This is a genomic window from Streptococcus sp. KHUD_012 (assembly GCF_052588255.1).
In genome coordinates, this window is sequence record NZ_CP159355.1 from 313,077 (window position 1) to 337,230 (window position 24,154).

Below are 24,154 nucleotides of genomic sequence, written 5' to 3' on the forward strand. Positions count from 1 at the left end.
TAAAATAGCTCAAAAATGCTTGAAAAAGCCGTAAAATCAAGGGCTTGGCCGTTGTGGAAAACTCTTAATTATGATATAATAGTAATATTCTAAGGAAAGAGGGTGTTCTTGTGGGATTTACAGATGAAACAGTACGTTTTAATCTTGATGATTCAAATCGTAAGGAAATTAGCGAGACCTTGAAAGATGTTTACTTGTCACTGGATGAAAAAGGCTACAATCCAATTAATCAAATCGTAGGATACGTACTCAGTGGTGATCCTGCCTATGTACCTCGTTATAATAATGCACGGAACCAAATTCGTAAATATGAACGAGATGAGATCGTGGAAGAATTGGTACGTTATTATTTGAAAGGGCAAGGAATAGACCTCTAATGAGAATTATGGGATTGGATGTTGGCTCAAAGACCGTCGGGGTTGCTGTGAGTGATCCTCTCGGTTTTACAGCTCAGGGTCTTGAAATCATCCAAATCGATGAAGACAAAAAAGAATTCGGTTTGGAGCGCTTGGCCGAATTAGTGGCTCAATACAAGGTAGACCGTTTTGTTGTGGGTTTGCCGAAAAACATGAACAACACAAGCGGACCGCGTGTGGAAGCCAGTCAGGCTTATGGCGCAATGATTGCTGAAAAGTTTGGGTTGCCAGTCGACTACCAAGATGAACGGTTGACAACAGTTGCTGCAGAGCGGATGTTGATTGAGCAAGCAGATATTAGCCGTAGCAAACGTAAAAAAGTTATTGATAAGTTAGCAGCGCAGCTTATTTTACAAAATTATTTAGATCGCAATTTTTAGAAAGAAAACGAGGAAGAATAGTATGGCACATGATCATAACCACGACCATGAAGAACGTGAATTAATTACATTGGTGGATGAACAAGGAAATGAAACCTTGTTTGAAATTCTTTTAACCATTGATGGCAAAGAAGAATTTGGAAAGAACTATGTCCTTTTGATCCCTGCAAATGCAGAAGAAGATGAAAACGGCGAAGTTGAAATCCAAGCTTATTCATTTACAGAAAACGAAGACGGAACAGAAGGCGACCTTCAACCAATCCCAGAAGACTCAGATGCAGAATGGGATATGATCGAAGAAGTCTTCAACAGCTTTATGGAGGAGTAAAAACATCCAGTGGATGTTTTTACCCTTGCGCTAGAAACAAAGACCGCAAGTAAGTCCGGGGGACGTTTTTAGCCCAGCTCCTTGAAATACGAGAGAGCTGGTAAGTCTGGGAGACTGTATCACCTCAACTCCTAGAAACTAGAAAGAGTTGGTAAGTCCAGTGGACGTTTTTAGCCCTGCTTCAAGAAATAAGAAGAAGCAGGAAGTCCGATGGACTTGCTGTAAAAATGAGAAAGAAACAATTACAAAAGAAAGGAGCGCAAACGTCAGAAGAGGTTTTGTCGCTTTTTTCTTTTAGGAGGAAGATGTGAATAAGATTGAGCAATGGATGAATAGTCGGATCGGTCTGAATTTTCGATCGGGACTGGATCGTATGGAACAAGCAGTGAGCCTTTTAGGGAGGCCGGATAAGGCTTATCCGATCCTTCATGTGACAGGAACCAATGGGAAGGGATCCACAATCGCCTTTCTGCGTCAATTGTTGATGGCTCACGGAAAGAAGGTTGGGACCTTTACTTCTCCTCATATGATCAGTATCCATGACCGGATTTGTATTGGGGATCAGCCAATTTCAGATGAAGATTTTACTCGGATTGGTCAAGAAGTCCAACAAATGGAGCAGACCTTGCTTCAAACCCAGGACCAACTCTCTTATTTTGAGATTATCTGCCTCATGGCCCTCTTGTATTTTAAGGAACAAGCTGTGGATGTAGTCTTGTTGGAAGTTGGCATCGGTGGGCTTCTAGATACGACCAATGTAGTGACAGGAGAGATCGCAGTGATCACTTCGGTTGGCCTGGATCACCAGGAAACACTGGGAGGGACGATTGCAGAAATCGCCCAGCAAAAGGCAGGAATCTTTAAGAAGGGCAAGAAGGCTGTTGTGGGCCCTTTGCCTGCTGAGGCTATAGCTGTTTGTCAAGACAGAGCCGAGCAATTGGATGTGGATCTCCACGCCTTTCAGAACGATTTTGGCTTAGAGCAGGATCGTTTTTGGAATGAAAACGTGGATCTTGTCTTGCCGTCTCTGGGCTTGAAGGGTGATTACCAACGGGAAAATGCTGCAGTAGCTTTGGAGGCCTTTTTCCTCTATATGGAGGGCCTAGATCAAGAAGTGGATATGGAGCAGGTCCAGCACGCCTTGCAAGAGACGCGGTGGCCGGGCCGTCTAGAGTTGTTTGGAGACCAGGTGTATCTGGATGGCGCTCATAATCCTCATGCTATGTTGCGCTTGATTGAGTTTGCAAAAAGCTTGGCAGGAAAACGCGTGAAGATTTTATTCGGTGCTCTCAAGCGAAAAGATTATAGCGGGATGCTCCAAACGCTTCAAGCGGGATTGCCAGAAGCTGAATTGATTTTGACGACCTTCCATTACGGAGAAGTGGTGGCACAAGGCGACCGACAAGACTTGCCCTATGTAGCGGACTATAAGGCCTATATCAAAGAATTTATGGATCAGAGTCGTCCAGATGAAGTCTTATTTGTGACAGGGTCCTTGTATTTTATTGCGGAAGTAAGGGCATTTTTATTAGAGGGGTAAACAATTGACCTAAAGACTTTCTTGGCGTATACTGGTGGTAGATAGTATACGGTTATGGCGAAAGGAGTCGATCTTAATGAAAAAAATCATGTCTATACTGACCTTGGCGGTAGCTCTTTTCCTGACTGCTTGTAGCCAGCAAGAAAAAGCAACACAGACTTCGAGCAAACAGACGTCAACTTCATCACAGACTATGACTTCGGCGAGTGAAGAACAGAAAGAAGGAGTGTCCATAGATGGCAGTTATCGAGGACAGGACGAGGAAAATACGATTCTCTTAGTTGTGACGGGGCGAAAAGGCACGTTTACGGTACAAGATGCTGATGGAGAAGAAGAGACCAAAGAGGTCAGCATTGATCCGGTCAATCAATCCATGCGTATCGGGGATGAGCCTTATCGCTATCGGATCGAAGGAGATCAGTTGTCGCTAGAAGACCTAGAGCAAGCAGAGGATGATCAAGGGATTATCGTTTTGACCAAGCAATAAGGGACGAAACAAGAGAGAGTGGGACAGAAATCGGTAATTCGTTAGAATTCGATTTCGTCGTCCCACCTCCGCACAGTTGAGTAGGGCTGTAAAAGCTGATGAAATCAGCGTAGTAGAGCCCACTCAACCACTGCGTCTTGCTCGACAATCCAAAAATAATTGAGAGGCTAGGACTTCTGTCCCACTCTCTTTTTGTTTGTCTAGAAGGGGCTTGGTTGGTCGTTGCAACGGGTAAAAAGAATTGGTATACTAGTAGAAAGAAAAAAGGAGGATGCTGTGACCTTTAGAAAATTACGTCTATTAATGTCCAAATATGGATTTAGTATTTTGTTTATGGGCTTTGAACTATGGGCATCCTTTGCGGCCTTCTTCTGGCTCAATAGATGGTTCCCTCATTGGCTATCTGTTGCAGTCATTGGGCTCTTATATGTGTCGACAATCTTAGCTATTGTTAATCGAAATACCCCGCCTGAAAATAAGGTGACCTGGCTCTTGATTGCCGTCATTCCTGTCTTTGGATCGCTTTTATACCTCATGTTTGGAGAGCGACGTTTGTCCAAGAAGGAAACAATCCAGCTGGAAAATATGGAGTCCATGAAGTTTCGAGAGGACAATAGTCATCAGTTGCGTAAGGAGCTCAAGCAAGAAAGCAAGGCGGTTTATGGCTTGGTCAAGTCGATTTTGTCCATGGACCACAATGCGGATCTCTACAATGGGACGGCATCGACCTTTTACCCTCTAGGGGAGGAGATGTATGCGCAACTACTAGAGGATCTGAGAGCGGCGAAAAAATTTATCTTCATCGAGTTTTACATCATTGATGAGGGCTTGATGTGGAACAGTATCCTAGAGATTTTAGAGCAGAAAGTGAAAGATGGGGTTGAAGTCAAACTCCTTTATGACGATATCGGCTGTATGGCAACCTTGGCCGGGAACTATACTAAACGATTGCGAAAGATGGGGATTGATGCCCATAAGTTTAACAAGGTGATCCCCCGTCTAACAGTGGCTTATAACAACCGAGACCACCGTAAGATCCTGGTCATTGATGGTCAGATCGGCTATACGGGTGGTGTCAATCTGGCAGACGAGTACATCAACCACATTGAGCGGTTTGGTCACTGGAAGGACAGTGCCATTCGTTTGGATGGACGAGCTGTTAAGGCCTTAACGCGACTCTTCCTCATGAACTGGTACATCAACCGTGGGGAAATCGAGGATTTTGACCGCTACCATATTGAAAATAAGGCGGTCGAAGGAGAAGGGCTCTACATTCCCTATGGGAGTGGACCAAAGCCGATTTACAAGTCGCAGGTCGGAAAGACGGTCTATCAAAATATGATCAACCTGGCGACGGATTACGTCTATATCACGACTCCTTACTTGATCATCGATTATGATTTGACAGAGGATATCCGCAATGCTGCCCTTCGTGGGGTGGATGTTCGCATCGTGACTCCGCATATTCCGGATAAAAAATTGATCCAAATTGTTACGCGTGGGGCTTACTTGGATCTGATGGATGCTGGTGTGAAAATCTATGAGTACACGCCTGGTTTTGTCCACAGTAAGCAAGTTCTGGCGGATGATGAAATGGCGGTTGTAGGGTCGATCAACTTTGACTACCGCAGCCTGGTCCATCACTATGAAAATGCGGTCTGGATGTATCGGACGCCTGCCTTGAAAAAGATTCGGGAGGACTTTGACCATATCTTTGAAGTGTCTCAAGAAATTACAGAGGATAGCTTCCGCTTTACATGGCACCAAAGCTTAATCAAGGAAATTATGCAATTGTTCGCACCGATGTTGTAAATGTATAAAAACGAAAATCAGAGTCAGGAATCGAGATGCCTGACTCTTTTTCCATAGGACTATGTGATAAGAGGCTGACAGGGTCAGCAGAATTTGGTATACTAGAGAAGATAATGGGCTTTTTTCTAAAAGGAAAGAGCAAAGATCTAGAAAAAGGAAAAAGAATGAGCGAAAAAGAGCAAGAAATGACTTCGAAAAAATTAGGGATTCACGTGGGAGATAGTTTTCAGGATACACGTGAAATTCGCGAAGTGCTAGATAAATCAGTCTTTCGTGAAGAAGAGCCGACTCATAGCCAGCAGGCAGAAGTCTTGGAGGAGCCGGTTGCAATGGAGGCATCAGAGGAAATTAGTGATGCCAAGCCAGAAGCAGTAGCAGAACCTACACAAGAATCGGAACAGGAAGCGGAGCAACCGCTCAGTCGGATGAGTCGTCGTTCGCGTAAGGCGGGAGTTGAAGCGACAAACGCGGAAGCATCTAAGCTAGAAGAGGATACGGAAGAGCTAGAAGCGGATGTGGCAGTTGAGCCGATCCGTCGTCAATCCAAGCGTCCAGTGCCCCTAGCGATTCCTTTTGTGTTGAGTCTCTTGATTAGTTTGCTGCATGTCGGGGTGCCATTTTTAACCCGTTTTGCCACTAATCAACAATCTCAAAACTTGTATGCTGGCTGGGCAATGACCAAGGGGCAAGTACCGTTTGGTGATTTTTACGGAACCAATGGTCTCCTCTATTATGCAATCAACTGGTTGGGAAGTTTAGCTGGTGGACATTGGATCTTGATGATTCTCCAAGCGATTGCCCTCTTCTTTGCGGGGACTTATCTCTATCGGGTTGTGCGCTTACTGGTGTCTGATAAAGATACAGCGAAGAACGTCCAGTTGCTCTTTTATTTCTTGGTGCTAGGACTTGGTTTTGGAGGGACTTATGTCACCTTCTTTAGCCTTCCAATCCTATTTGCCAGCATGAATTTCATTTTGGCTTATCTGATTGGACATCGTAAGGATGAAGGCTTTATCCTTTATGGTGCGATTGCTGCTGTGGCTTTCTTGATTGATCCGATGACCAGTGCCCTGTTTTATTTGTTGGCCTTCCTTGGATTAACAGCCTTTAACATCAAGCAGAAGAGATGGGCGCGTGGCTTTTATCAACTGCTAGCAGCTCTCCTTGGTTTTTCACTCGTCTTTTATCCAATTGGCTATATCACCGTTTGGAATCAAACTTTTGGCTATGCCATTAACCAAGTAACCTATGTCTTTAATGCCTTGAATTTTAGCAATGGACAAACCTTCAGTAATGCCATTTATTATGGACTGTTGGCGCTTGCCTTTGGCCTAGTCTCTGCCTTTTTGATGTCCTTTACGAAGCAAAATAGCAGTGCTCGACGGATCTTCCGCTTTATGGGATGGGCAGGTAGCCTGGTAGTCCTCATCGTGTCGATTGGTCTTCCGGAACAAGGCGCTTACCAATTGTTACCGATGTTGCCATTTGTTCTTCCTTTGTTTGCGATCTGGTTCTCACGAGATGGGGAAGAAAACGATGGGATCGAACGTCGTGGTCGGAAGAAGAAAAACAAGGAAGTTTGGGCCGCTTACTTTACGAGCCAAGTTTTCTTACCGCTAGTAGCCCTTGTCTATCTCTTGGCGAATCCGGTGGTTCAAGATGTTGTGCTTCAGTCTGGTCAATCGAGTGAACGGAGTGCTATTGCCAGCTACATTAAAAATCACACCAAGTCGAAAGATACCATCTATGCTTGGGATACGACAGCTACTCTCTATCAAGATAGCGATCGTTTGGCAGCTTCTGCTCTACTAACTCCGACGTCTTATCTGGGAATTAATGAAAATCGGACCAATGTAACCCAACAAATCGATCGGTCTGAACCGAAGTATATTGTGGTCAACAATCAGGTGGAGTTGACCTCCAATATGAAGGACTTGCTCAAAGAAAATTATCGTCTAGTTGAGAAGAAATACCGTCATTTCAAACTCTATCAACGCTCTTAAGAAAATCAATATCTTGTGTTTTAGAAAGTTTTTTAGAATTTTCACCACAAGATATTGATTTTTATTTTTGGAGTGGTATAATACAACTTGTATGTAAATAAATGAAGAGAGGCATGTTTGGTATGATCACCTTGAGAGAAGAAAAACTGAGAATGGCCCCGGATATTTTTGTTGAAAAACGAGATGGCCGCCGTGTTCAATTCGATGTTGAAAAAATTTATAAAGCCTTGTTGAAGGCGACAGAAGAAGTGACTTCTCTCACTCCAGTGATGGAAGCCAAACTAGAAGCCATTGTCGATCGTGTGATCGCAGAGATCTTGGAACGTTTTCCAAATGGTGTGAAGATCTATGAGATCCAAAATGTCGTCGAACATGAATTGCTTCAAGCCAATGAATATGCGATTGCTGAGAGCTACATTACTTATCGGACGCAGCGGGATTTTGAGCGCTCAAAAGCGACGGATATCAACTTTACGATTGGAAAACTCCTTAATAAGGACCAAGCGGTTGTCAATGAAAATGCCAATAAGGACAGCGATGTCTTTAATACGCAACGGGATTTGACGGCGGGGATTGTTGGTAAGTCTATTGGTCTCAAAATGTTGCCCAAACACGTAGCCAATGCCCACCAAAAAGGGGATATTCACTACCATGATTTGGACTATAGCCCTTATACACCGATGACCAACTGCTGTTTGATCGATTTTGAAGGCATGCTCAGAAATGGCTTTAAGATTGGGAATGCAGAAGTAGAAAGTCCTAAGTCCATCCAAACTGCAACGGCTCAAATCTCGCAGATTATTGCCAATGTAGCCTCTAGTCAGTACGGGGGTTGCTCAGCTGACCGGATCGATGAAGTCTTGGCCCCTTATGCAGAAAAGAACTACCAAAAACACTTGGCAGATGCCAAAGAGTGGGTGCTCCCTGAAAAGCAGGAGGACTATGCTTGGAGCAAGACTCAAAAAGATATCTATGATGCCATGCAATCGCTGGAATATGAGATCAATACCCTCTTTACCTCGAACGGACAAACTCCCTTTACTTCGCTTGGTTTTGGTCTTGGGACCAATCGCTTCGAGCGGGAAATCCAAAAGGCGATTTTGGAAATCAGAATCAAGGGACTTGGATCGGAACATCGGACAGCTATCTTTCCAAAACTGATCTTTACCCTCAAGCGGGGGCTCAACCTAGAACCTGGAACCCCTAACTATGATATCAAGCAATTGGCCTTGGAATGTGCGACAAAGCGCATGTATCCGGACGTTTTGTCTTATGACAAGATTGTCGAGTTGACAGGCTCCTTCAAGGTGCCGATGGGATGTCGCTCTTTCCTTCAAGGTTGGAAGGACGAGAATGGTGTGGAAGTTAATTCTGGCCGGATGAATCTAGGGGTTGTGACGGTCAATTTACCTCGGATTGCTTTGGAATCGGGCGGAGACAAGGAGAAGTTCTGGCAAATCTTTAATGAACGGATGAACATCGCTGAAGATGCCTTGGTTTACCGGGTGGAACGCACCAAAGAAGCGACACCAGCCAATGCGCCGATTCTCTACCAATATGGGGCTTTCGGGAAACGCTTGGGCAAGTATGACCAGGTAGATCAGCTCTTCCGTCATCGCAGAGCGACCGTTTCTCTTGGCTATATTGGACTCTATGAAGTCGCAACCGTCTTTTATGGTCCAAATTGGGAACACAATCCAGAAGCCAAACAATTCACGATCGATATCATCAAGGATATGAAAGCGCGCGTGGAAGAATGGTCTGATCAGTATGATTACCACTTCTCCATCTATTCGACACCGTCAGAAAGCTTGACAGATCGCTTCTGTCGCCTGGATACGGAGAAATTTGGTAAGGTTCCGGATATCACAGGTAAGGAATACTACACCAATAGTTTCCACTACGATGTTCGTAAGAACCCAACGCCATTTGAGAAGTTGGATTTTGAAAAAGTTTATCCTGAAGCTGGGGCTTCTGGTGGCTTTATCCACTATTGTGAATACCCAGTACTCCAACAAAATCCAAAAGCCCTTGAAGCAGTTTGGGATTATGCTTATGACCGGGTTGGTTATCTCGGAACCAATACGCCGATTGACCGTTGTTACAAGTGTGATTTTGAAGGAGATTTCACGCCGACTGAGCGTGGCTTTGCTTGTCCAAACTGCGGCAATAGCGATCCGAAAACGGTTGATGTGGTCAAACGGACCTGTGGTTATCTAGGAAACCCGCAAGCTCGTCCGATGGTCAATGGCCGTCATAAGGAAATCGCTGCGCGTGTCAAACACATGAATGGATCCACTATCAAATCAGCTGGACACCAAGTGACAGATTAGAAAAGGACATTATGGGAAAATACCAATTAGATGATAAGGGTAAGGCTCAGGTTCAACGATTCCACGAGAAGCATTCAAAGGGGGGAATCAATAAAAAAGACCGAGTAGCCAGCCTGAGAGAACAATTTTTAAAAAAGGCTAAGAAAAAATAAAAGTGAGAGTTCTCGCTTCATATTGAAGATGAAATTCTCTTTTGAGACTTTCCTTGGGTGGGTACGGACGTCAGCGAACTTCTACGAAGTTCCATGACTAAATCAAGATACTAAGGGCGTCTGCGGATAAAGTCAAAATAGGAAGTTTGACGCAGAATCTTTTGATTCTAGGAAAACTTATCTTTTTGACACAATCCGCAACCCGTGTTCAATTTGTATTGAGCCCCTTCGCTTTTTGGTTTTCAGGCTCAGGCTAAAACAGTTCGCCGAACTGTTTTACTCTCAATAATTCCGGATGCCTGAAACTTGTTAGTTTCAGGCATTTTTCCCACGGCGGAAAGTCTCAGAAGATTCTTAAAAAAGTTTGATAAATTAGCGTCACCTTATTGATTCAGTATTTATTAACTCATTTTATTAAAAATGATTGTTTATGTTGTGAAGTGAGAGTTCGCTCTCGCTTTTCTCGTATAGGGGGAGGTAAGGATGGAATTACGCAGACCGACTTTAGCAGATAAAGAAACCATTTTAAACATGATGGCAGAGTTCGAAGAGACCCAGTCGGCCCACGACGGCGGCTTTTGGGATACTGAGAACTTTGATTATGAGGAGTGGCTAGAAACTAACCTTAATAAAGAAATGGGAATAAACTTGCCTGAAAATCGCGTTCCATCAATTCAGTTCGTATTGTTTGATGAATCAGGTCATGCTTTAGGTTTTTTGAATCTACGGTTGAGACTAAATGAGGGATTGCTGAATTATGCTGGTCATATTGGCTATTCCATCCGTCCTTCTGAAAGGGGAAAAGGTTATGCCAAGGAAGCTCTCCGTCAAGGTCTGCAAGTAGCTAAAGAAAAGAACATCCATCGTGCTCTGGTGACTTGTAGCACGGAAAATCCTGCCAGCCGAGCGGTTATCTTAGCTAATGGCGGTCAATTTGAAGATGTTCGAAATGGAACGGAGCGTTATTGGATAGAAGTGGAGTAGAAGGATGACATGGAATACACCTAAACCAGGTGAATGGAAGAGTGAGGAACTGAGTCAAGGGCGCATCATCGACTACAAGGCTTTTAACTTTGTCGATGGCGAAGGAGTCCGCAACTCCCTTTATGTGGCCGGCTGCATGTTTCACTGTGAGGGCTGTTACAATGTAGCGACCTGGTCTTTCAATGCAGGCATTCCCTATACCAAAGAGTTAGAAGAGCAGATCATGGCAGATCTGGCCCAACCTTATGTCCAGGGCTTGACCCTACTTGGGGGGGAACCCTTTCTCAACACTGGCATCCTTCTGCCCTTGGTCAAGCGCGTGAGAAAAGAGTTGCCCGACAAAGATATTTGGTCTTGGACAGGATACACCTGGGAAGAAATGATGCTAGAGACACCAGACAAACTAGAGCTTCTCTCGCTGATTGATATTCTGGTCGATGGCCGCTATGATAAGAGCAAACGCAACCTCATGTTGCAGTTCCGAGGGTCTTCTAACCAGCGGATCATTGATGTTCAAAAATCCCTCAAAGAAGGAAAAGTCGTCATCTGGGACAAGCTCAATGACGGCGAGGAAAGCTTTGAGCAGGTCAAGCGAGATGATCTTTTGTAGGATCTTCAAAAAACCGGGTTTTTCACCCGGTTTTTTTGGATTCTCTGCATAAGTATACAAGGGATTTTGCTTATTTCAGAAAACGCTTACTTTACAAATGTCCATAATGGACAAAAAAGTGATAATTAATGCATTTTTTGCTAAAAATATGTTACAATAAATATGATTAGGACTAATTGGAGGTATTTATGTCACAAAGGAGACGGAGTCGTCGTTCAGAACATAAGTGGGGGCAATTGCGAATCATTAATTCCGTATTGCTTATTTTTTTGCTTATGACTGCAAGTTGGGCGACCTATACCATGTTGGCCAATAACATCTTGGCTTTTCGTTATGTCAATGTTCTCGTGATTGCACTACTAGCTCTTCTCTTGCTCTTATCAGCTTGGTTTGTGATCAAAAATCAGGCCAAAAAAACAACTTTGGTCTTGCTTCTTGTCGGCTTATTGGCTAGTTCAGGAGTTTTGTTTGCTAGTCAACAGCTGCTGAATCTGACCAGTAATGTCAACGGCCACTCTAACTATACAGAGTTTGAGATGGCTGTCTATGTCAAGAAAGACAGTGACATCAAAGATATCAAAGAAATCAAGGAAGTGGTAGCACCAAAGGGCAACAATAACGAAGCCAATCTCACTGCCCTCTTGGACAACATCAAAAAGACCAAGGGTCAGGAAATTTCTGTAGTGGATGCACCGACTTATCTAGATGCCTATAAGAGCCTGCAAGAAGGGAATGCTTCTGCTATGGTCCTCAACAGTACCTTTGAGGATACCATTGCCGCAGAAGATGCGGACTATGCGAAGAAGTTGAAGAAAATCTATTCCTACAAGATTCGAAAAGAAGTGGCAGCGACGAGCAAGGTATCTGCGGATGCGGATGTCTTTAACATCTATGTCAGCGGGATCGATACCTATGGGCCGGTAACCTCGGTTTCTCGTTCAGATGTCAATATCATCATGACGGTCAATCGGAAGACCAAGCAAGTCCTATTGACAACGACACCACGGGATGCCTATGTACCGATTGCAGATGGTGGCAACAACCAAAATGATAAGTTGACCCACGCGGGGATCTACGGAGTGGATGCTTCGATCCATACCCTTGAGAATCTCTATGATATCAAGCTCAACTACTACGTTCGTCTCAATTTCACCTCCTTCCTCAAGTTGATTGACCTTCTAGGGGGAATCGATGTGGAAAATGACCAAGAATTTACGAGCCTTCATGGCAAGTTCCATTTCCCAGTTGGAAAAGTTCATTTGAATTCAGAGCAAGCCCTCGGTTTTGTCCGAGAACGCTACTCTCTTCAAGGTGGCGACAATGACCGTGGGAAAAACCAAGAAAAAGTCATTGCGGCCATTATCAAAAAGTTGACCTCTACCAAGGTCTTAAGCAACTACAATGAGATTATCGGAAACCTCCAAGATTCTGTCCAAACCAATATGCAGTTGCCGACTATGATGAACTTGATCAATACCCAGTTAGAAACGGGTGGTTCTTATGAGGTGACTTCTCAAGCGATCACCGGTCAAGGACGAAATGACTTGCCGTCTTATGCTATGCCTGGTTACAATCTCTATGTCATGGAGTTGGATCAAGCCAGCTTGACCAAGGCAAAAGAAACCATCCAAAAAGTTATGGAAGGAAAAGAAAAATGATTGATATCCATTCGCACATCGTCTTTGATGTGGATGATGGACCAAAGACAAGAGAAGATACACGTGCCTTATTGGAAGAAAGCTATCGCCAAGGGGTACGGACCATTATCTCCACTTCTCACCGTCGCAAGGGAATGTTTGAAACTCCAGAAGAAAAGATTTCTGAAAATTTTCAAGAAGTGAAAAAAATTGCGGCAGAGGTCGCGCCAGATTTAACGATTCATTACGGGGCAGAGATCTACTTTACCAATGATGTCTTGAAAAAACTGGAAGAAAAGATCATTCCACGTTTGGCAGAGACGCGCTTTGCGCTGATTGAATTCAGCATGGGAACGCCTTACAAGGAGATTCATACGGCCTTGGACCGTTTGCTTCATCTAGGCATCACACCAGTAGTGGCTCACATTGAGCGCTACAAGTGCTTGGAGAAAAATGAGGAGCGCGTGCAAGAGATGATTGACATGGGCTGCTACATGCAGATCAATAGTTCCAGTGTTCTCAAGCCTCGCCTCTTTGGGGATGAACAAAAACAACTCAAAAAACGAGCTCGCTACTTCTTAGAAAAAGACTTGGTGCACTTTGTTGCCAGTGATATGCACAATGTGGATAAACGACCGCCTTATATGGCAGAAGCCTATCGCTTGATCAAGGAAGAATACGGAGAACAACGAGCACAAGCTCTCTTTGTCAGCAATCAAGAACTCTTGTTAGCGGATGAATTAATCTAACCAGGAAACAGGTGGAGAGATCCACACGAAGGAGTAATTAGGAAATGAACAATCAAGAAAATCAAGCAGTGGAAATTGATGTTTTCGCTATGCTGAAGACCCTATGGAAACGCAAGTTTTCGATCGTTTTGGTCGCTCTTGTCTTTGCCATTGCAGCATTTGGCTACAGTGCCTTTTTAGCCAAGAAAGAATACCAAAGTACTAGCCGGATCTATGTGGTCAGTCGTCAAAACCAAGACAACAATGCCTTGACAAACTCTGATTTGCAGGCGGGTTCTTACTTGGTTAAGGACTACCGTGAAATCATTCTTTCTCAAAATGTCTTGAGTCAAGCCATCGAAGAATTGAAACTCGATATGACACCTGCTGAGTTGTCGAAAAAGATCAGTGTATCCGTTCCTACAGATACTCGTATCCTTTCGATCACGGCTAAGGACGGAAATCCAAAAGAGGCAGCTCGTATTGCCAATGGCCTTCGGAATGTAGCAGCTGAAAAGATCATCTCTGTAACCAAGGTGTCAGACGTTACGACCTTGGATGAAGCAGAAGTGCCTCAATCACCTTCTTCACCAAATATCCGACGCAATGTCCTTCTTGGCTTTATTGCTGGAGCAGGCCTCATGGTGGTGCTCATGGTCGTAGTAGAAGTCTTGGACGATCGTGTCAAGAGACCAGAAGATATCGAAGAGTTGATGGGCTTAACCTTGCTTGGTATTGTGCCAGATATTAAGAAACTGTAGACTGGGGATCGCATGAATACGTTAGAAATTTCAAAAAACAAATTACAAGAAATTCGGAAGGCAGAAGAGTACTTCAATGCCCTTGCGACGAATATCCAATTGAGTGGGGTGGACTTAAAAGTCATCGCTATCTCATCTGTTCAAGAAAATGAAGGGAAATCAACCACTTCAACCAACTTGGCTGTTGCCTTTGCGCGTGCGGGTTACAAGACCCTCTTGGTCGACTGTGATATCCGGAACTCTGTCATGACAGGGATTTTCCGTAGTCGGGATAAGATCCAAGGCTTGACCGACTTCTTATCTGGCCGTAGCCAACTGGATCAAATCTTGTATGCGACTGATTTCCCAAACTTGGATATCATCGAGTCTGGACAGGTCGCACCAAACCCAACAGGTCTCTTGCAAAGCAAGAACTTCACTGTGATGATGGATGCCCTGCGTGAGCATTTTGACTACATCATTGTCGATACGCCTCCAATCGGGGTCGTGATCGATGCGGCCATTATCGCCCAACGCTGTGATGGAACTGTCTTGATCACAGAATCTGGTGCCAATGGACGCAAGGCTGTCCAAAAAGCCAAGGACCAATTAGAACAAACAGGCACACCTTTCTTGGGAGTAGTGCTCAATAAATTTAACATTAAAGCTGCTGAGTATGGTTCATATGGTGGATATGGATCTTACGGAGAGTATGGGAAAAAGTAAAGAATAGGATTGATGGAAAATGGGAGAAGAAAGAATCGAACTGGAAAAACTAAATATTGTTCTCTTTCAAAGTTTAGCTGTCCTATTTTCAGCTTACATTGTGAGTCTTTTTAAGGATGCAGAATACACGTCGCAGACAATTGCGATTCTCTATCTCTTGCATTTTGTAGCCTTCTACATTAGCAATATTGCCTATCGTTTTTACAGCAGAGGCTATCTAGATGAGCTCTTTCAGGTCTTGAAATACAATGTATTTTTCGCTGTTGGAATCACCTTTACCTCTTTTATGCTCGACGGGGTCTTTTCCATCTCTCGTCGGGGGATGATCTACTTCTTTCTTTTCAATACGTTTTCCGTCTACATCATGGATCTCTTGCTCAAGAGATACCGGAAGTCTGTTTCACCACGGCGGAAAAGTTCGCGAAAGATTTTCCTGATTACAGCGACTAGTCGGATGGAAAAGGTATTTGATATTCTGCATTCGCCCAGCCTCTATCATGGGGAATTGATCGGTGTCACCGTCATGGACGATACGGATTTTACCCATTCGGGTGTACGGGTGGTGCAGCCGGATCAAATGATGAACTTTGTGACCAAGGAAGTGGTGGATGAAGTGTTTATCAATCTGCCAAGTGAGGACTACAATATTAGTGACTTCGTCTCGGAGTTTGAGAGTATGGGGATCGATGTATCGGTCAATCTCAATGCCTTTAACTTCGCTTCTTTGGGCAATAAACGGGTTCGAGAAGTCGGGGGACTAAGTGTCGTCACTTTCTCAACCAATTTCTACAAACCGAGCCACGTATTTGCCAAACGTCTCTTGGATATTGCGGGAGCCCTCTTTGGTCTCTTGATTTGTGGACTAGTGAGTATCGTTTTGGTCCCTCTAATCCGTAAAGATGGCGGCCCTGCCTTCTTTGTACAGAAGCGGGTCGGAAAGAATGGTCGGTATTTCAACTTCTATAAATTCCGCTCCATGCGCGTGGATGCCGAAGAGATTAAAAAAGATCTGATGGAACAAAATACCATGACGGGTGGGATGTTTAAGATGGAAAATGATCCGCGGGTAACACCAATCGGACGCTTTATCCGTAAGACCAGTCTGGATGAATTGCCACAATTTTACAATGTGTTGATCGGTGATATGAGTCTAGTCGGAACTCGTCCTCCAACGGTAGACGAATACCAAGACTATACGCCAGCCCAAAAACGCCGACTCAGTTTCAAGCCAGGGATTACAGGCCTTTGGCAAGTGAGCGGACGCAGTGAGATTACAGATTTTGACGAAGTGGTCAAACTCGACGTTGCGTATATGGATGGTTGGACGATCTGGAGAGATATTCAGATCCTGCTCAAGACCGTGAAGGTTGTACTTAGAAAAGAAGGAGCGAAGTAGGCTGTGAGTAAAGTTAGACAGATTCAATTAGGAGAACTATCCTTATTAGAAAAGTATATTGAGATTTGCACAAAACACAATCTTCGATACTATGCTTTAGGGGGCACTTTATTGGGAGCTATTCGTCACAAGGGCTTTATTCCTTGGGATGACGATATGGATTTGGGCATGCCTAGAAAAGACTATGAAAAATTTCTGGAAATTTGCCAAAACGAATTACCAAGCAATGTCATCTTGAGAATCCATGATGATAATTTAGGCAATACATCTATCATGGATACCTCACTTCAAATTGAATTTGGTGGGGTTGTGTGTAGTCCTTTTATCGATGTGTTTCCTTTAGATGGTTACCCATCAGATGGCTTCCACTATTTCTTGCACACCAATAAAATTAAGTATTACCGTGCCCTTTCCAAAATATCTGTCATCAATCGATTGCACAATCGCGACCGAGGTTTCTTTGAAAATTCAATTGTGAAGGTTTCTAAGATCCTTCACCTAGACAAATTACTAAATACTGAAAAAATCAATCAAAAGTTACAAAATACGATTAAAAAATATGACTTTGAGACAAGTGATCTCGTGGGAAATGTCTTAGGATCCTATCGCGAGAGAGAATTGGCCTACAAAGAGGTATTTGGGGAGCCACAACTCCTTGATTTTGAAACTATTAAAATCAGTGGTCATGCTGATCCGGATGCTTATTTGACAAAGATCTATGGCGATTATATGAAGTTGCCTGAAGAATCAGAGCAAAAAGGTCACTTTGAATCCACTTGGGGAGAATAAGCTTGAAAAGTTTTACAATGATGGGGGTCAGAATTGACCCTTTAACAATGGCAGAAACCGTTGCTGCTACAGAAAAATTTGTACGAGATAAAAAACCACTCCATTTGATGGGGGTCAACGCAGATAAGCTCAATCAGTGTGCGACAGACGAAGCCATCAAGAAGATAGTTAATGAATCTGAAATCATTAATGCAGACGGTGCTTCTGTTGTTCTCGCAGCGCGCTATTTGGGCTATTCTGTACCAGAGCGCGTGGCAGGCATTGATTTGATGCAGGAATTGCTCCATTTGGCCAATGAAAAAGGCTACTCTGTCTACTTCTTCGGGGCAAAAGAGGAAGTCTTGACAGATATGTTAACTATCTTTAAAAAGGATTATCCGAATCTCCGAGTAGTGGGGCATCGCAATGGCTATTTCTCTGCTGAAGAGGAGGAGGCTATTCAAGAAGATATTCGTGAGAAGAATCCAGATTTTGTTTTTGTCGGCATCACCTCTCCTAAAAAGGAGTACTTGATCCAGAAGTTTATGGACAATGGAGTCAATTCTGTCTTTATGGGAGTGGGAGGAAGCTTTGATGTCCTCTCAGGTCATATCAAGCGGGCACCTATGTGGATGCAAAAGGCCAATCTGGAATGGTTGTTCCGTGTGGCCAACGAACCCAAACGCCTCTTTAAGCGCTATTTTGTAGGAAATGCCACTTTTATTAAGAGAGTAGTACATGAAAAACGGAAAGCAAAAAAATAATATTCTTCACATTTCGCGAACCATGGATATCGGTGGGGCGGAACGTATTGTCTATCAGTTGGCGACAGATCTTAAGGATGAATTTGATCAGGTTCATGTCGCATCAACTGGTGGATTGTGGGAAGAAAAGCTAGCAGAGAATGGGATTCAACACCATCGGATTCTAGACGTCGATAGCAAACAGCCAGCTACTGTGCTTAAGATTCTTGCTAGTCTTTCCAAGATCATCAAAGAAAATGAGATCACTCTTGTTCACACCCATCACCGGATGGCTGCTTTCTATATTCGTTTGCTGCAGATGCGCCATCCAAAATTGATCCATGTCTACACAGCCCATAATGTTTTCAAGGATAAATTACCACTTTATAAATTCGCCCTAGGAAAGGCTCGAACGGTTGCTGTCAGTCAAGCTGTCCAGGAAAATATCCTTAATGATGTAAGGTCAAAAAACTCTGTTGTGATTTATAATGGAGTGAAAATGAAACAAAGTGAGCATACAGTAAATGAAATTACTAAATGTGACGGTATCAAAATAGGCTGTATCGCTCGCTTATCCGAACAAAAAGGCTTACCCTACCTGATCCAAGCCATGTCACTTGTGACAAATCCAAGTGTATCCTTGTTTCTTGTCGGTGACGGAGAATTGAAAAATGATTTAATAAATCAAACAAAAGAGCTCGGTCTGGAAGAAAGAATTCATTTTTTGGGCTACCGAAGCGACGTGGTAGAGTGTATCAATAGCTTTGACTTTTGTGTCCTTCCGTCTGTCTTTGAAGGATTTGGATTGGTCGCAATCGAGGCTTTTATGAACGGCAAAACGATGATTGCAACAGATATTCCAGGTGTGAACGAAGTAGTGAATTCTGAGAATGGGCTCCTCGTCCCAGCTGAGGATCCGCAAGCCTTAGCTCAAGCAATTAAACAATTGGCAGAGAATCCTGAGAAAAGAGCCTCTTTAGCTGCTCAAGCAAAGAGAGATTATGATAACAAGTTTAGCTATCCGATCTTTTTAGACAACTATCGTAACTTTTACCAATCGATGAAGAAGGGTTCGAAATGAAAAAAGTAATGTTAGTGTTTGGGACGCGTCCAGAAGCCATTAAAATGTGTCCTTTGGTCAATGAACTCAAACAACACGATACCATTGAAACCGTAGTCTGTGTAACAGGGCAGCACAAGGAAATGCTGGACCAAGTGTTAGACGTTTTTCGTGTTGTTCCAGACTATAATCTAGGCATTATGAAGGCCAATCAAACATTATTTACCATCACGACCTCTATCTTGGAAAAAATCCAACCGGTATTAGAAGAGGAAAAACCTGATATTGTCCTCGTCCATGGGGATACCACAACCACCTTTGCAACAGCTTTGGCGGCCTTTTATATGGGCATCAAAGTGGGGCATGTGGAAGCAGGCCTTCGGACTTACAATCTTCAAAGCCCATATCCTGAAGAGTTTAACCGTCAAGCTACTTCCATAGTGGCAGATTACAATTTTGCTCCAACCCAGGTTTCAAAAGAGAATCTTCAAAAAGAAGGACGGACCAATATTTTCGTTACAGGAAATACCGTTATTGATGCCTTAAAAACTACAGTCCAAGAAGACTACGACCACCCTATATTGGAGTGGGCAAAAGGGAGCAAGCTCATCATGTTGACGGCTCATCGTCGCGAAAATCTTGGAGAACCTATGGAGCACATGTTCCGTGCGGTCAACCGGATTTTGGATGAGTTTGAAGATGTCAAGGTGGTCTATCCCATCCACAAAAATCCAAAGGTCAGAGAATTGGCTAGCAAGATTTTTGGAGAGAATGAGCGAATGAAAATCATTGAGCCTTTGGAAGTGATTGATTTTCATAATTTCATGAACCAAAGCTATATGATCTTGACAGACTCAGGTGGTGTCCAAGAAGAAGCACCTTCTTTAGGAAAACCCGTCCTTGTCATGCGTGATACGACAGAGCGTCCAGAAGGTGTGGCTGCAGGGACTTTGAAATTGGTCGGAACAGAAGAAGAAAACATCTATCGCAACTTTAAACTCCTTCTGGAAGACCAAGATGAATACGAGAAGATGAGCCAGGCAAGTAATCCTTATGGGGATGGAACGGCTTGTCAACAGATTGTAGAAATTATTATGAAGGGATTAGCATAATGGAAAAGGTTTCGATTGTCATACCGGTCTATAATGTCGAGGAGTATTTACAGTATAGTGTCGGTAGTCTTAGACAACAGACCTATTCAAATATCGAAATCATCCTGGTCGATGATGGCTCAACTGATCGATCAGGAGAAATTTGCGACCAGTATGCTCAGGAAGATGACCGTATTCGAGTGCTCCATCTTCAAAATGGAGGATTGTCTAATGCTCGAAATACAGGAGTGAAAGCTGCGACAACTGACTGGATTATCTTCCTTGATTCAGATGATTATTATGACATTAGAACAGTCGAATATTTGGTTGGCTTAAAAGAACAGTATAAAGTTGACCTTGTATCGACACCGGTTATTGAAGTCAGAAATCATGAGGACAAAGATTTTTCAGGAGATCTAAATGAAAAGAGCGCTAGGAAATTAGACCGCCATACAGCTCTGATAGAAATGTTCTATGGTCACCACGTTGGGACTCATTCAGGAGGTAAACTCTACAAGAAAGAGATCTTACTCCAACATCCCTATCCAGAAGGAATGATCTACGAAGATTTGGCTGTTGCTTATGAACATATTGCTGCTTGTGAGGAAATTGCAGTTAGCGATCTAAATCTTTATAAATACTATCGAAGACCAGGGAGTATCGTCAATTCTTCTTATAGCGATCGGCTCTTGGATTTCTACAAGGCCATGGAATGGAACAGAGCCTATGTCGAGAGAGACTATCCTGATGATCCGGAAATGAAAAAAGCGGTCAATGCCCGCTATGTCTTTAATGGCTTGCATGTGGTCCACGCTATGCTGGGTTCTCATATGTATGATCAGGTTAACAAAATTCGCAAAGAGTATCGTCGCTATTGGAAAGATATTCTAATCAATTCACATATTACAAGAAAAAATAAACTCAAATACCTTCTTTTGCTCCTTTCTCCTCATTTGTATCAAAAGGTGAGAGCAAAACTAGGCTAGATTGCTAAATAGCCATGTTCTAGAGAAGGAAAAAGAGACAACATCAGGAGGTTTAGGATGATTTATGCAGGGATTTTAGCAGGTGGAACAGGCTCACGGATGGGGATTACGGATATGCCCAAACAATTTTTGGATTTGGGTGGACGTCCTATTTTAATCCACACGGTTGAGAAGTTCTTATTGGTCCATGAGATTCAAAAGATTGTATTGGGGATTCATCCGGACTGGGTGACCTATACGGAAGATCTGGTCGACAAGTACTTGGCTTCTTATAAGGATCGGATCTTGGTTGTAGAGGGAGGAAGTGACCGCAACTCTACCATCGAAAACATCATCCTGGCTATCGATGAGCTGCAGCCTTTGACAGAAGAGGATATTATCGTCACCCATGATTCGGTTCGCCCTTTTGTTAGCCTAAAAACTATCCAAGAAAACATTGAACTAGCCAAGAGCCATGATGTTGTAGATACAGTGGTCGAAGCGACCGATACCATTGTTCAAAGCTTGGACAATACTTTTATCACGGATATCCCAGAACGTCAATACCTCTATCAGGGTCAAACCCCTCAAACCTTCAAAATGAAAGACTTCCTTGCCTTGTACCATGATTTGAGTGACCAGCAGAAAGAAGTCTTGACAGATGCCTGCAAGATCTTTGTCATCAATGGTAAAAAAGTTGCTCTTGCTAAAGGGGAATATTCCAATATTAAAATTACGACGATTACAGATTTGAAAATTGCACGCGGTATGATTGAGGACAATTAATATGTTGAACCAAATCTTTCAGCTGACCCAGCCGAAAAATATTACCATCAAATACCAAGAAGAAGACATGAGCCGTGAAGACAAGGTGTTAATACGCCCTTATTACATGGCTATTTGTCATGCGGACCAACGTTACTATCAAGGAAAACGGGATCCTAAGGTGCTTAAAAAGAAATTACCCATGGCCCTGATCCATGAGTCGTCTGGTATCGTGGTAGCGGATCCTACGGGAACCTATCAACCAGGACAGATTGTGGCCATGGTTCCCAATCAACCTCCTCATCAAACAGAGGGTGTCTTCTTTGAAAATTATTTGGAGGGGACGCACTTCTTGTCTAGTGGCTTTAATGGTTTTATGCAGGAAGTCGTTGCCTTACCGCTGGATCGTGTAGTGGCTTACCCAGAGGAAGTTCGGGGCCCAGTCACAGCTTTAGCGGAATTTAGTAGTGTTGCCATGCATGCCATTCATCGCTTTGACCTCATTGCCCACCAACGAAGAGAGTCCGTTTTGATTTTAGGAGATGGTAGTCTTTCATATGTGGTTGCGACATCTTTGCACTATCTTTACCCAGATTTGAAGATAACTGTAGTTGGGCGCAACAATGATAAACTGCAATTGTTTAATTTCATTCATCAAGCAATTTTAACCAGCGAGTTGACAGACGATCAACGGTTTGATCACGCCTTTGAGTGTACTGGTGGCCAAGGAAGTGAACCAGCCATCAATGACATTATCGATCATATCAATCCCCAAGGAACCGTGATGTTGATGGGGGTTAGTGATAACCGGGTCGCAGTTAATACAAGAGATGTTCTTGAAAAGGGATTGACCTTTGTAGGGTCTTCTCGCTCAGGTCGTGAAGATTTCGAGCGGGCTGTAGAGATGCTGGCTAATCGTCGGGTCCAAAGCCGTTTGAAAAACATTATCCACGTTGATGGAGAAGTTCAAACCATTCCAGATATTCATCGAGCTTTTGCGACGGATTTGATCACACCGTTTAAAACGGTCTTCAAGTGGGGATTGTAGACAGTCATGAAAGTTCTTAAAAATTACGCCTATAATCTCTCCTACCAGTTGCTGGTGATTATCTTGCCGATTATTACCACTCCGTATGTGACGCGGGTCTTTAGCTCGAATGACTTGGGGACCTATGGCTATTTCAACTCCATCGTCACCTATTTTATCCTTTTGGCGACGCTAGGAGTGGCTAACTACGGAACCAAGGAGATTTCAGGACACCGCAATGACATCCAAAAGAATTTCTGGGGGATTTATACCCTCCAGTTAGGTGCGACTTTTGTGTCCATCCTGCTCTATGTCTTGCTGTGCTTGGCGCTTCCTTCTATGCAAAACCCTGTGGCCTATATCTTAGGGCTTAGTTTGGTTTCAAAGGGACTCGACATCTCCTGGCTCTTTCAGGGGTTAGAGGATTTTCGTAAGATTACCGTTCGAAATATCACGGTCAAACTGGTTGGAGTCATCTCCATCTTCTTGTTTGTCAAATCTGCCAATGATCTGTATCTCTATGTATTCTTACTGACCATCTTTGAGCTCTTAGGTCAGCTCAGTATGTGGCTACCTGCTCGGGAGTTCATTGGGAAAGCCCATTTTGATTTGGCTTATGCACGGGTGCATTTAAAACCGGTCATTCTGCTCTTTTTACCGCAGATTGCCATTTCCCTCTATGTCACCTTGGATCGGACCATGCTGGGGGCTCTCGCCTCTACAAAGGATGTAGGGATTTACGACCAGGCCTTGAAATTGGTTAATATCCTATTGACCTTGGTGACGTCTTTAGGAAGCGTCATGCTTCCGCGCGTGGCGAGTCTCTTGGCTTCCGGAGATCACAAGGCTGTCAATAAGATGCACCAAATGTCCTTTTTGATCTATAATTTGGTCATCTTCCCAATCATTGCGGGTATGCTGATCGTCAACGATGACTTTGTTCGATTCTTCTTAGGGAAGGATTTCCAAGATGCTCGCTATGCCATCGCTATCATGATCTTCCGTATGTTCTTCATCGGATGGACCAATATCATGGGGATTCAAATTCTCATCCCACATGATAAGAACAAAGAATTTATGCTGTCAACTACGATTCCTGCTATCGTCAGTGTCGGGTTGAATGTGCTCTTCTTACCTCATTTTGGTTTTATCGGTGCAGCCATTGTATCCGTCTTAACAGAATCCTTGGTATGGCTGATTCAACTGTACTATACCCGTCATTACCTCAAGGAAGTTCCAATTATCGGGTCTATGACAAAAATTATGTTTGCATCTGCTGTGATGTATGGCCTTTTGCTACTTGTAAAACCATTCCTACATTTCACCCCTACCCTGAATGTACTCGTGTATGCGGTGCTTGGTGGGATCATTTATCTGATCGCTATCCTATCTCTGAGAGTGGTAGATGTGAAAGAATTAAAACAACAATTTTTAAATAAACAGTAGAGAGTAGAAAGGAAGGA

General features: G+C 43.5%; 24 protein-coding genes. All 24 read left to right on the top strand.

All coding sequences use genetic code 11. The features are described from left to right. Positions 1-110 precede the first annotated feature (110 nt). On the top strand, positions 111-377 hold the full coding sequence (locus ABVF55_RS01760) for an IreB family regulatory phosphoprotein (RefSeq protein WP_003002070.1): 267 nt from the start codon (positions 111-113) through the stop codon (positions 375-377). Continuing rightward, positions 377-796, top strand: coding sequence for a Holliday junction resolvase RuvX (ruvX, locus tag ABVF55_RS01765; RefSeq protein ID WP_023919889.1), 420 nt, complete (start codon positions 377-379; stop codon positions 794-796). The genes ABVF55_RS01760 and ruvX overlap by 1 nt, the downstream gene beginning before the upstream one ends. A 22-nt stretch (positions 797-818) precedes the next feature. Continuing rightward, the gene (locus ABVF55_RS01770) at positions 819-1,124 is read left to right on the top strand and encodes a DUF1292 domain-containing protein (protein WP_003001941.1); all 306 of its coding nucleotides are present in this window, start codon (positions 819-821) and stop codon (positions 1,122-1,124) included. 307 nt (positions 1,125-1,431) lie between these two features. Next, positions 1,432-2,664, top strand: coding sequence for a bifunctional folylpolyglutamate synthase/dihydrofolate synthase (locus tag ABVF55_RS01775; RefSeq protein ID WP_445285424.1), 1,233 nt, complete (start codon positions 1,432-1,434; stop codon positions 2,662-2,664). Positions 2,665-2,740: 76 nt separating this feature from the next. Continuing rightward, positions 2,741-3,151: an SP_0198 family lipoprotein gene (locus tag ABVF55_RS01780; RefSeq protein WP_070675840.1), complete on the top strand. Its 411-nt coding sequence runs from the start codon at positions 2,741-2,743 to the stop codon at positions 3,149-3,151. A 276-nt stretch (positions 3,152-3,427) separates the two neighbouring features. Continuing rightward, on the top strand, positions 3,428-4,963 hold the full coding sequence (gene cls / locus ABVF55_RS01785; RefSeq protein ID WP_445285425.1) for a cardiolipin synthase: 1,536 nt from the start codon (positions 3,428-3,430) through the stop codon (positions 4,961-4,963). A 164-nt stretch (positions 4,964-5,127) separates the two neighbouring features. After that, entirely contained in the window at positions 5,128-6,966 is a 1,839-nt protein-coding gene (locus ABVF55_RS01790; RefSeq protein WP_445285426.1) for an MFS transporter, read from the top strand. Positions 6,967-7,088: 122 nt separating this feature from the next. Continuing rightward, the gene (gene nrdD, locus ABVF55_RS01795) at positions 7,089-9,299 is read left to right on the top strand and encodes an anaerobic ribonucleoside-triphosphate reductase (protein ID WP_445285640.1); all 2,211 of its coding nucleotides are present in this window, start codon (positions 7,089-7,091) and stop codon (positions 9,297-9,299) included. Positions 9,300-9,310: 11 nt separating this feature from the next. Further along, positions 9,311-9,451 carry a hypothetical protein gene (locus tag ABVF55_RS01800; RefSeq protein ID WP_024055167.1) on the top strand — a complete coding sequence of 47 codons (141 nt, stop codon included), beginning with the start codon at positions 9,311-9,313 and terminating at the stop codon, positions 9,449-9,451. Positions 9,452-9,934: 483 nt separating this feature from the next. Continuing rightward, positions 9,935-10,435 (top strand): GNAT family N-acetyltransferase, encoded by a 501-nt coding sequence (locus tag ABVF55_RS01805; protein WP_445285427.1) that lies wholly within the window; start codon positions 9,935-9,937, stop codon positions 10,433-10,435. Positions 10,436-10,439: 4 nt separating this feature from the next. Further along, positions 10,440-11,045 (top strand): anaerobic ribonucleoside-triphosphate reductase activating protein, encoded by a 606-nt coding sequence (gene nrdG / locus ABVF55_RS01810; protein ID WP_227223801.1) that lies wholly within the window; start codon positions 10,440-10,442, stop codon positions 11,043-11,045. Positions 11,046-11,233: 188 nt separating this feature from the next. Beyond that, positions 11,234-12,703: an LCP family glycopolymer transferase CpsA gene (gene cpsA, locus ABVF55_RS01815; RefSeq protein WP_445285428.1), complete on the top strand. Its 1,470-nt coding sequence runs from the start codon at positions 11,234-11,236 to the stop codon at positions 12,701-12,703. Further along, positions 12,700-13,431, top strand: a complete 732-nt coding sequence (cps4B, locus tag ABVF55_RS01820) for a capsular polysaccharide biosynthesis protein Cps4B (RefSeq protein WP_445285429.1) — start codon at positions 12,700-12,702, stop codon at positions 13,429-13,431. Before cpsA ends, cps4B begins: the two co-directional genes overlap by 4 nt. 44 nt (positions 13,432-13,475) lie before the next feature. Beyond that, entirely contained in the window at positions 13,476-14,171 is a 696-nt protein-coding gene (locus ABVF55_RS01825) for a Wzz/FepE/Etk N-terminal domain-containing protein (protein WP_049472727.1), read from the top strand. A 12-nt stretch (positions 14,172-14,183) separates the two neighbouring features. Further along, the gene (locus ABVF55_RS01830; protein WP_021154082.1) at positions 14,184-14,876 is read left to right on the top strand and encodes a tyrosine-protein kinase; all 693 of its coding nucleotides are present in this window, start codon (positions 14,184-14,186) and stop codon (positions 14,874-14,876) included. A gap of 19 nt (positions 14,877-14,895) precedes the next feature. Continuing rightward, positions 14,896-16,272 (top strand): sugar transferase, encoded by a 1,377-nt coding sequence (locus ABVF55_RS01835; RefSeq protein WP_195189289.1) that lies wholly within the window; start codon positions 14,896-14,898, stop codon positions 16,270-16,272. Positions 16,273-16,275: 3 nt separating this feature from the next. Next, the gene (locus ABVF55_RS01840) at positions 16,276-17,061 is read left to right on the top strand and encodes a LicD family protein (RefSeq protein WP_023919863.1); all 786 of its coding nucleotides are present in this window, start codon (positions 16,276-16,278) and stop codon (positions 17,059-17,061) included. Between the two features lie 17 nt (positions 17,062-17,078). After that, positions 17,079-17,804: a WecB/TagA/CpsF family glycosyltransferase gene (locus ABVF55_RS01845; RefSeq protein WP_371106568.1), complete on the top strand. Its 726-nt coding sequence runs from the start codon at positions 17,079-17,081 to the stop codon at positions 17,802-17,804. Then, positions 17,779-18,864 (top strand): glycosyltransferase family 4 protein, encoded by a 1,086-nt coding sequence (locus ABVF55_RS01850; RefSeq protein WP_201087989.1) that lies wholly within the window; start codon positions 17,779-17,781, stop codon positions 18,862-18,864. The genes ABVF55_RS01845 and ABVF55_RS01850 overlap by 26 nt, the downstream gene beginning before the upstream one ends. Then, positions 18,861-19,955 carry a non-hydrolyzing UDP-N-acetylglucosamine 2-epimerase gene (gene wecB, locus ABVF55_RS01855; RefSeq protein ID WP_201087988.1) on the top strand — a complete coding sequence of 365 codons (1,095 nt, stop codon included), beginning with the start codon at positions 18,861-18,863 and terminating at the stop codon, positions 19,953-19,955. The genes ABVF55_RS01850 and wecB overlap by 4 nt, the downstream gene beginning before the upstream one ends. Continuing rightward, the gene (locus ABVF55_RS01860) at positions 19,955-20,920 is read left to right on the top strand and encodes a glycosyltransferase family 2 protein (protein ID WP_201087987.1); all 966 of its coding nucleotides are present in this window, start codon (positions 19,955-19,957) and stop codon (positions 20,918-20,920) included. The genes wecB and ABVF55_RS01860 overlap by 1 nt, the downstream gene beginning before the upstream one ends. A 57-nt stretch (positions 20,921-20,977) precedes the next feature. Next, the gene (locus ABVF55_RS01865; RefSeq protein WP_049492592.1) at positions 20,978-21,685 is read left to right on the top strand and encodes an IspD/TarI family cytidylyltransferase; all 708 of its coding nucleotides are present in this window, start codon (positions 20,978-20,980) and stop codon (positions 21,683-21,685) included. Position 21,686: 1 nt separating this feature from the next. Then, a complete protein-coding gene (locus ABVF55_RS01870) occupies positions 21,687-22,712 on the top strand; it encodes a zinc-binding dehydrogenase (RefSeq protein ID WP_201087986.1) in 1,026 nt (341 codons plus the stop codon). 6 nt (positions 22,713-22,718) lie between these two features. Beyond that, the gene (locus ABVF55_RS01875; RefSeq protein WP_201087985.1) at positions 22,719-24,137 is read left to right on the top strand and encodes a flippase; all 1,419 of its coding nucleotides are present in this window, start codon (positions 22,719-22,721) and stop codon (positions 24,135-24,137) included. Positions 24,138-24,154 lie beyond the last annotated feature (17 nt).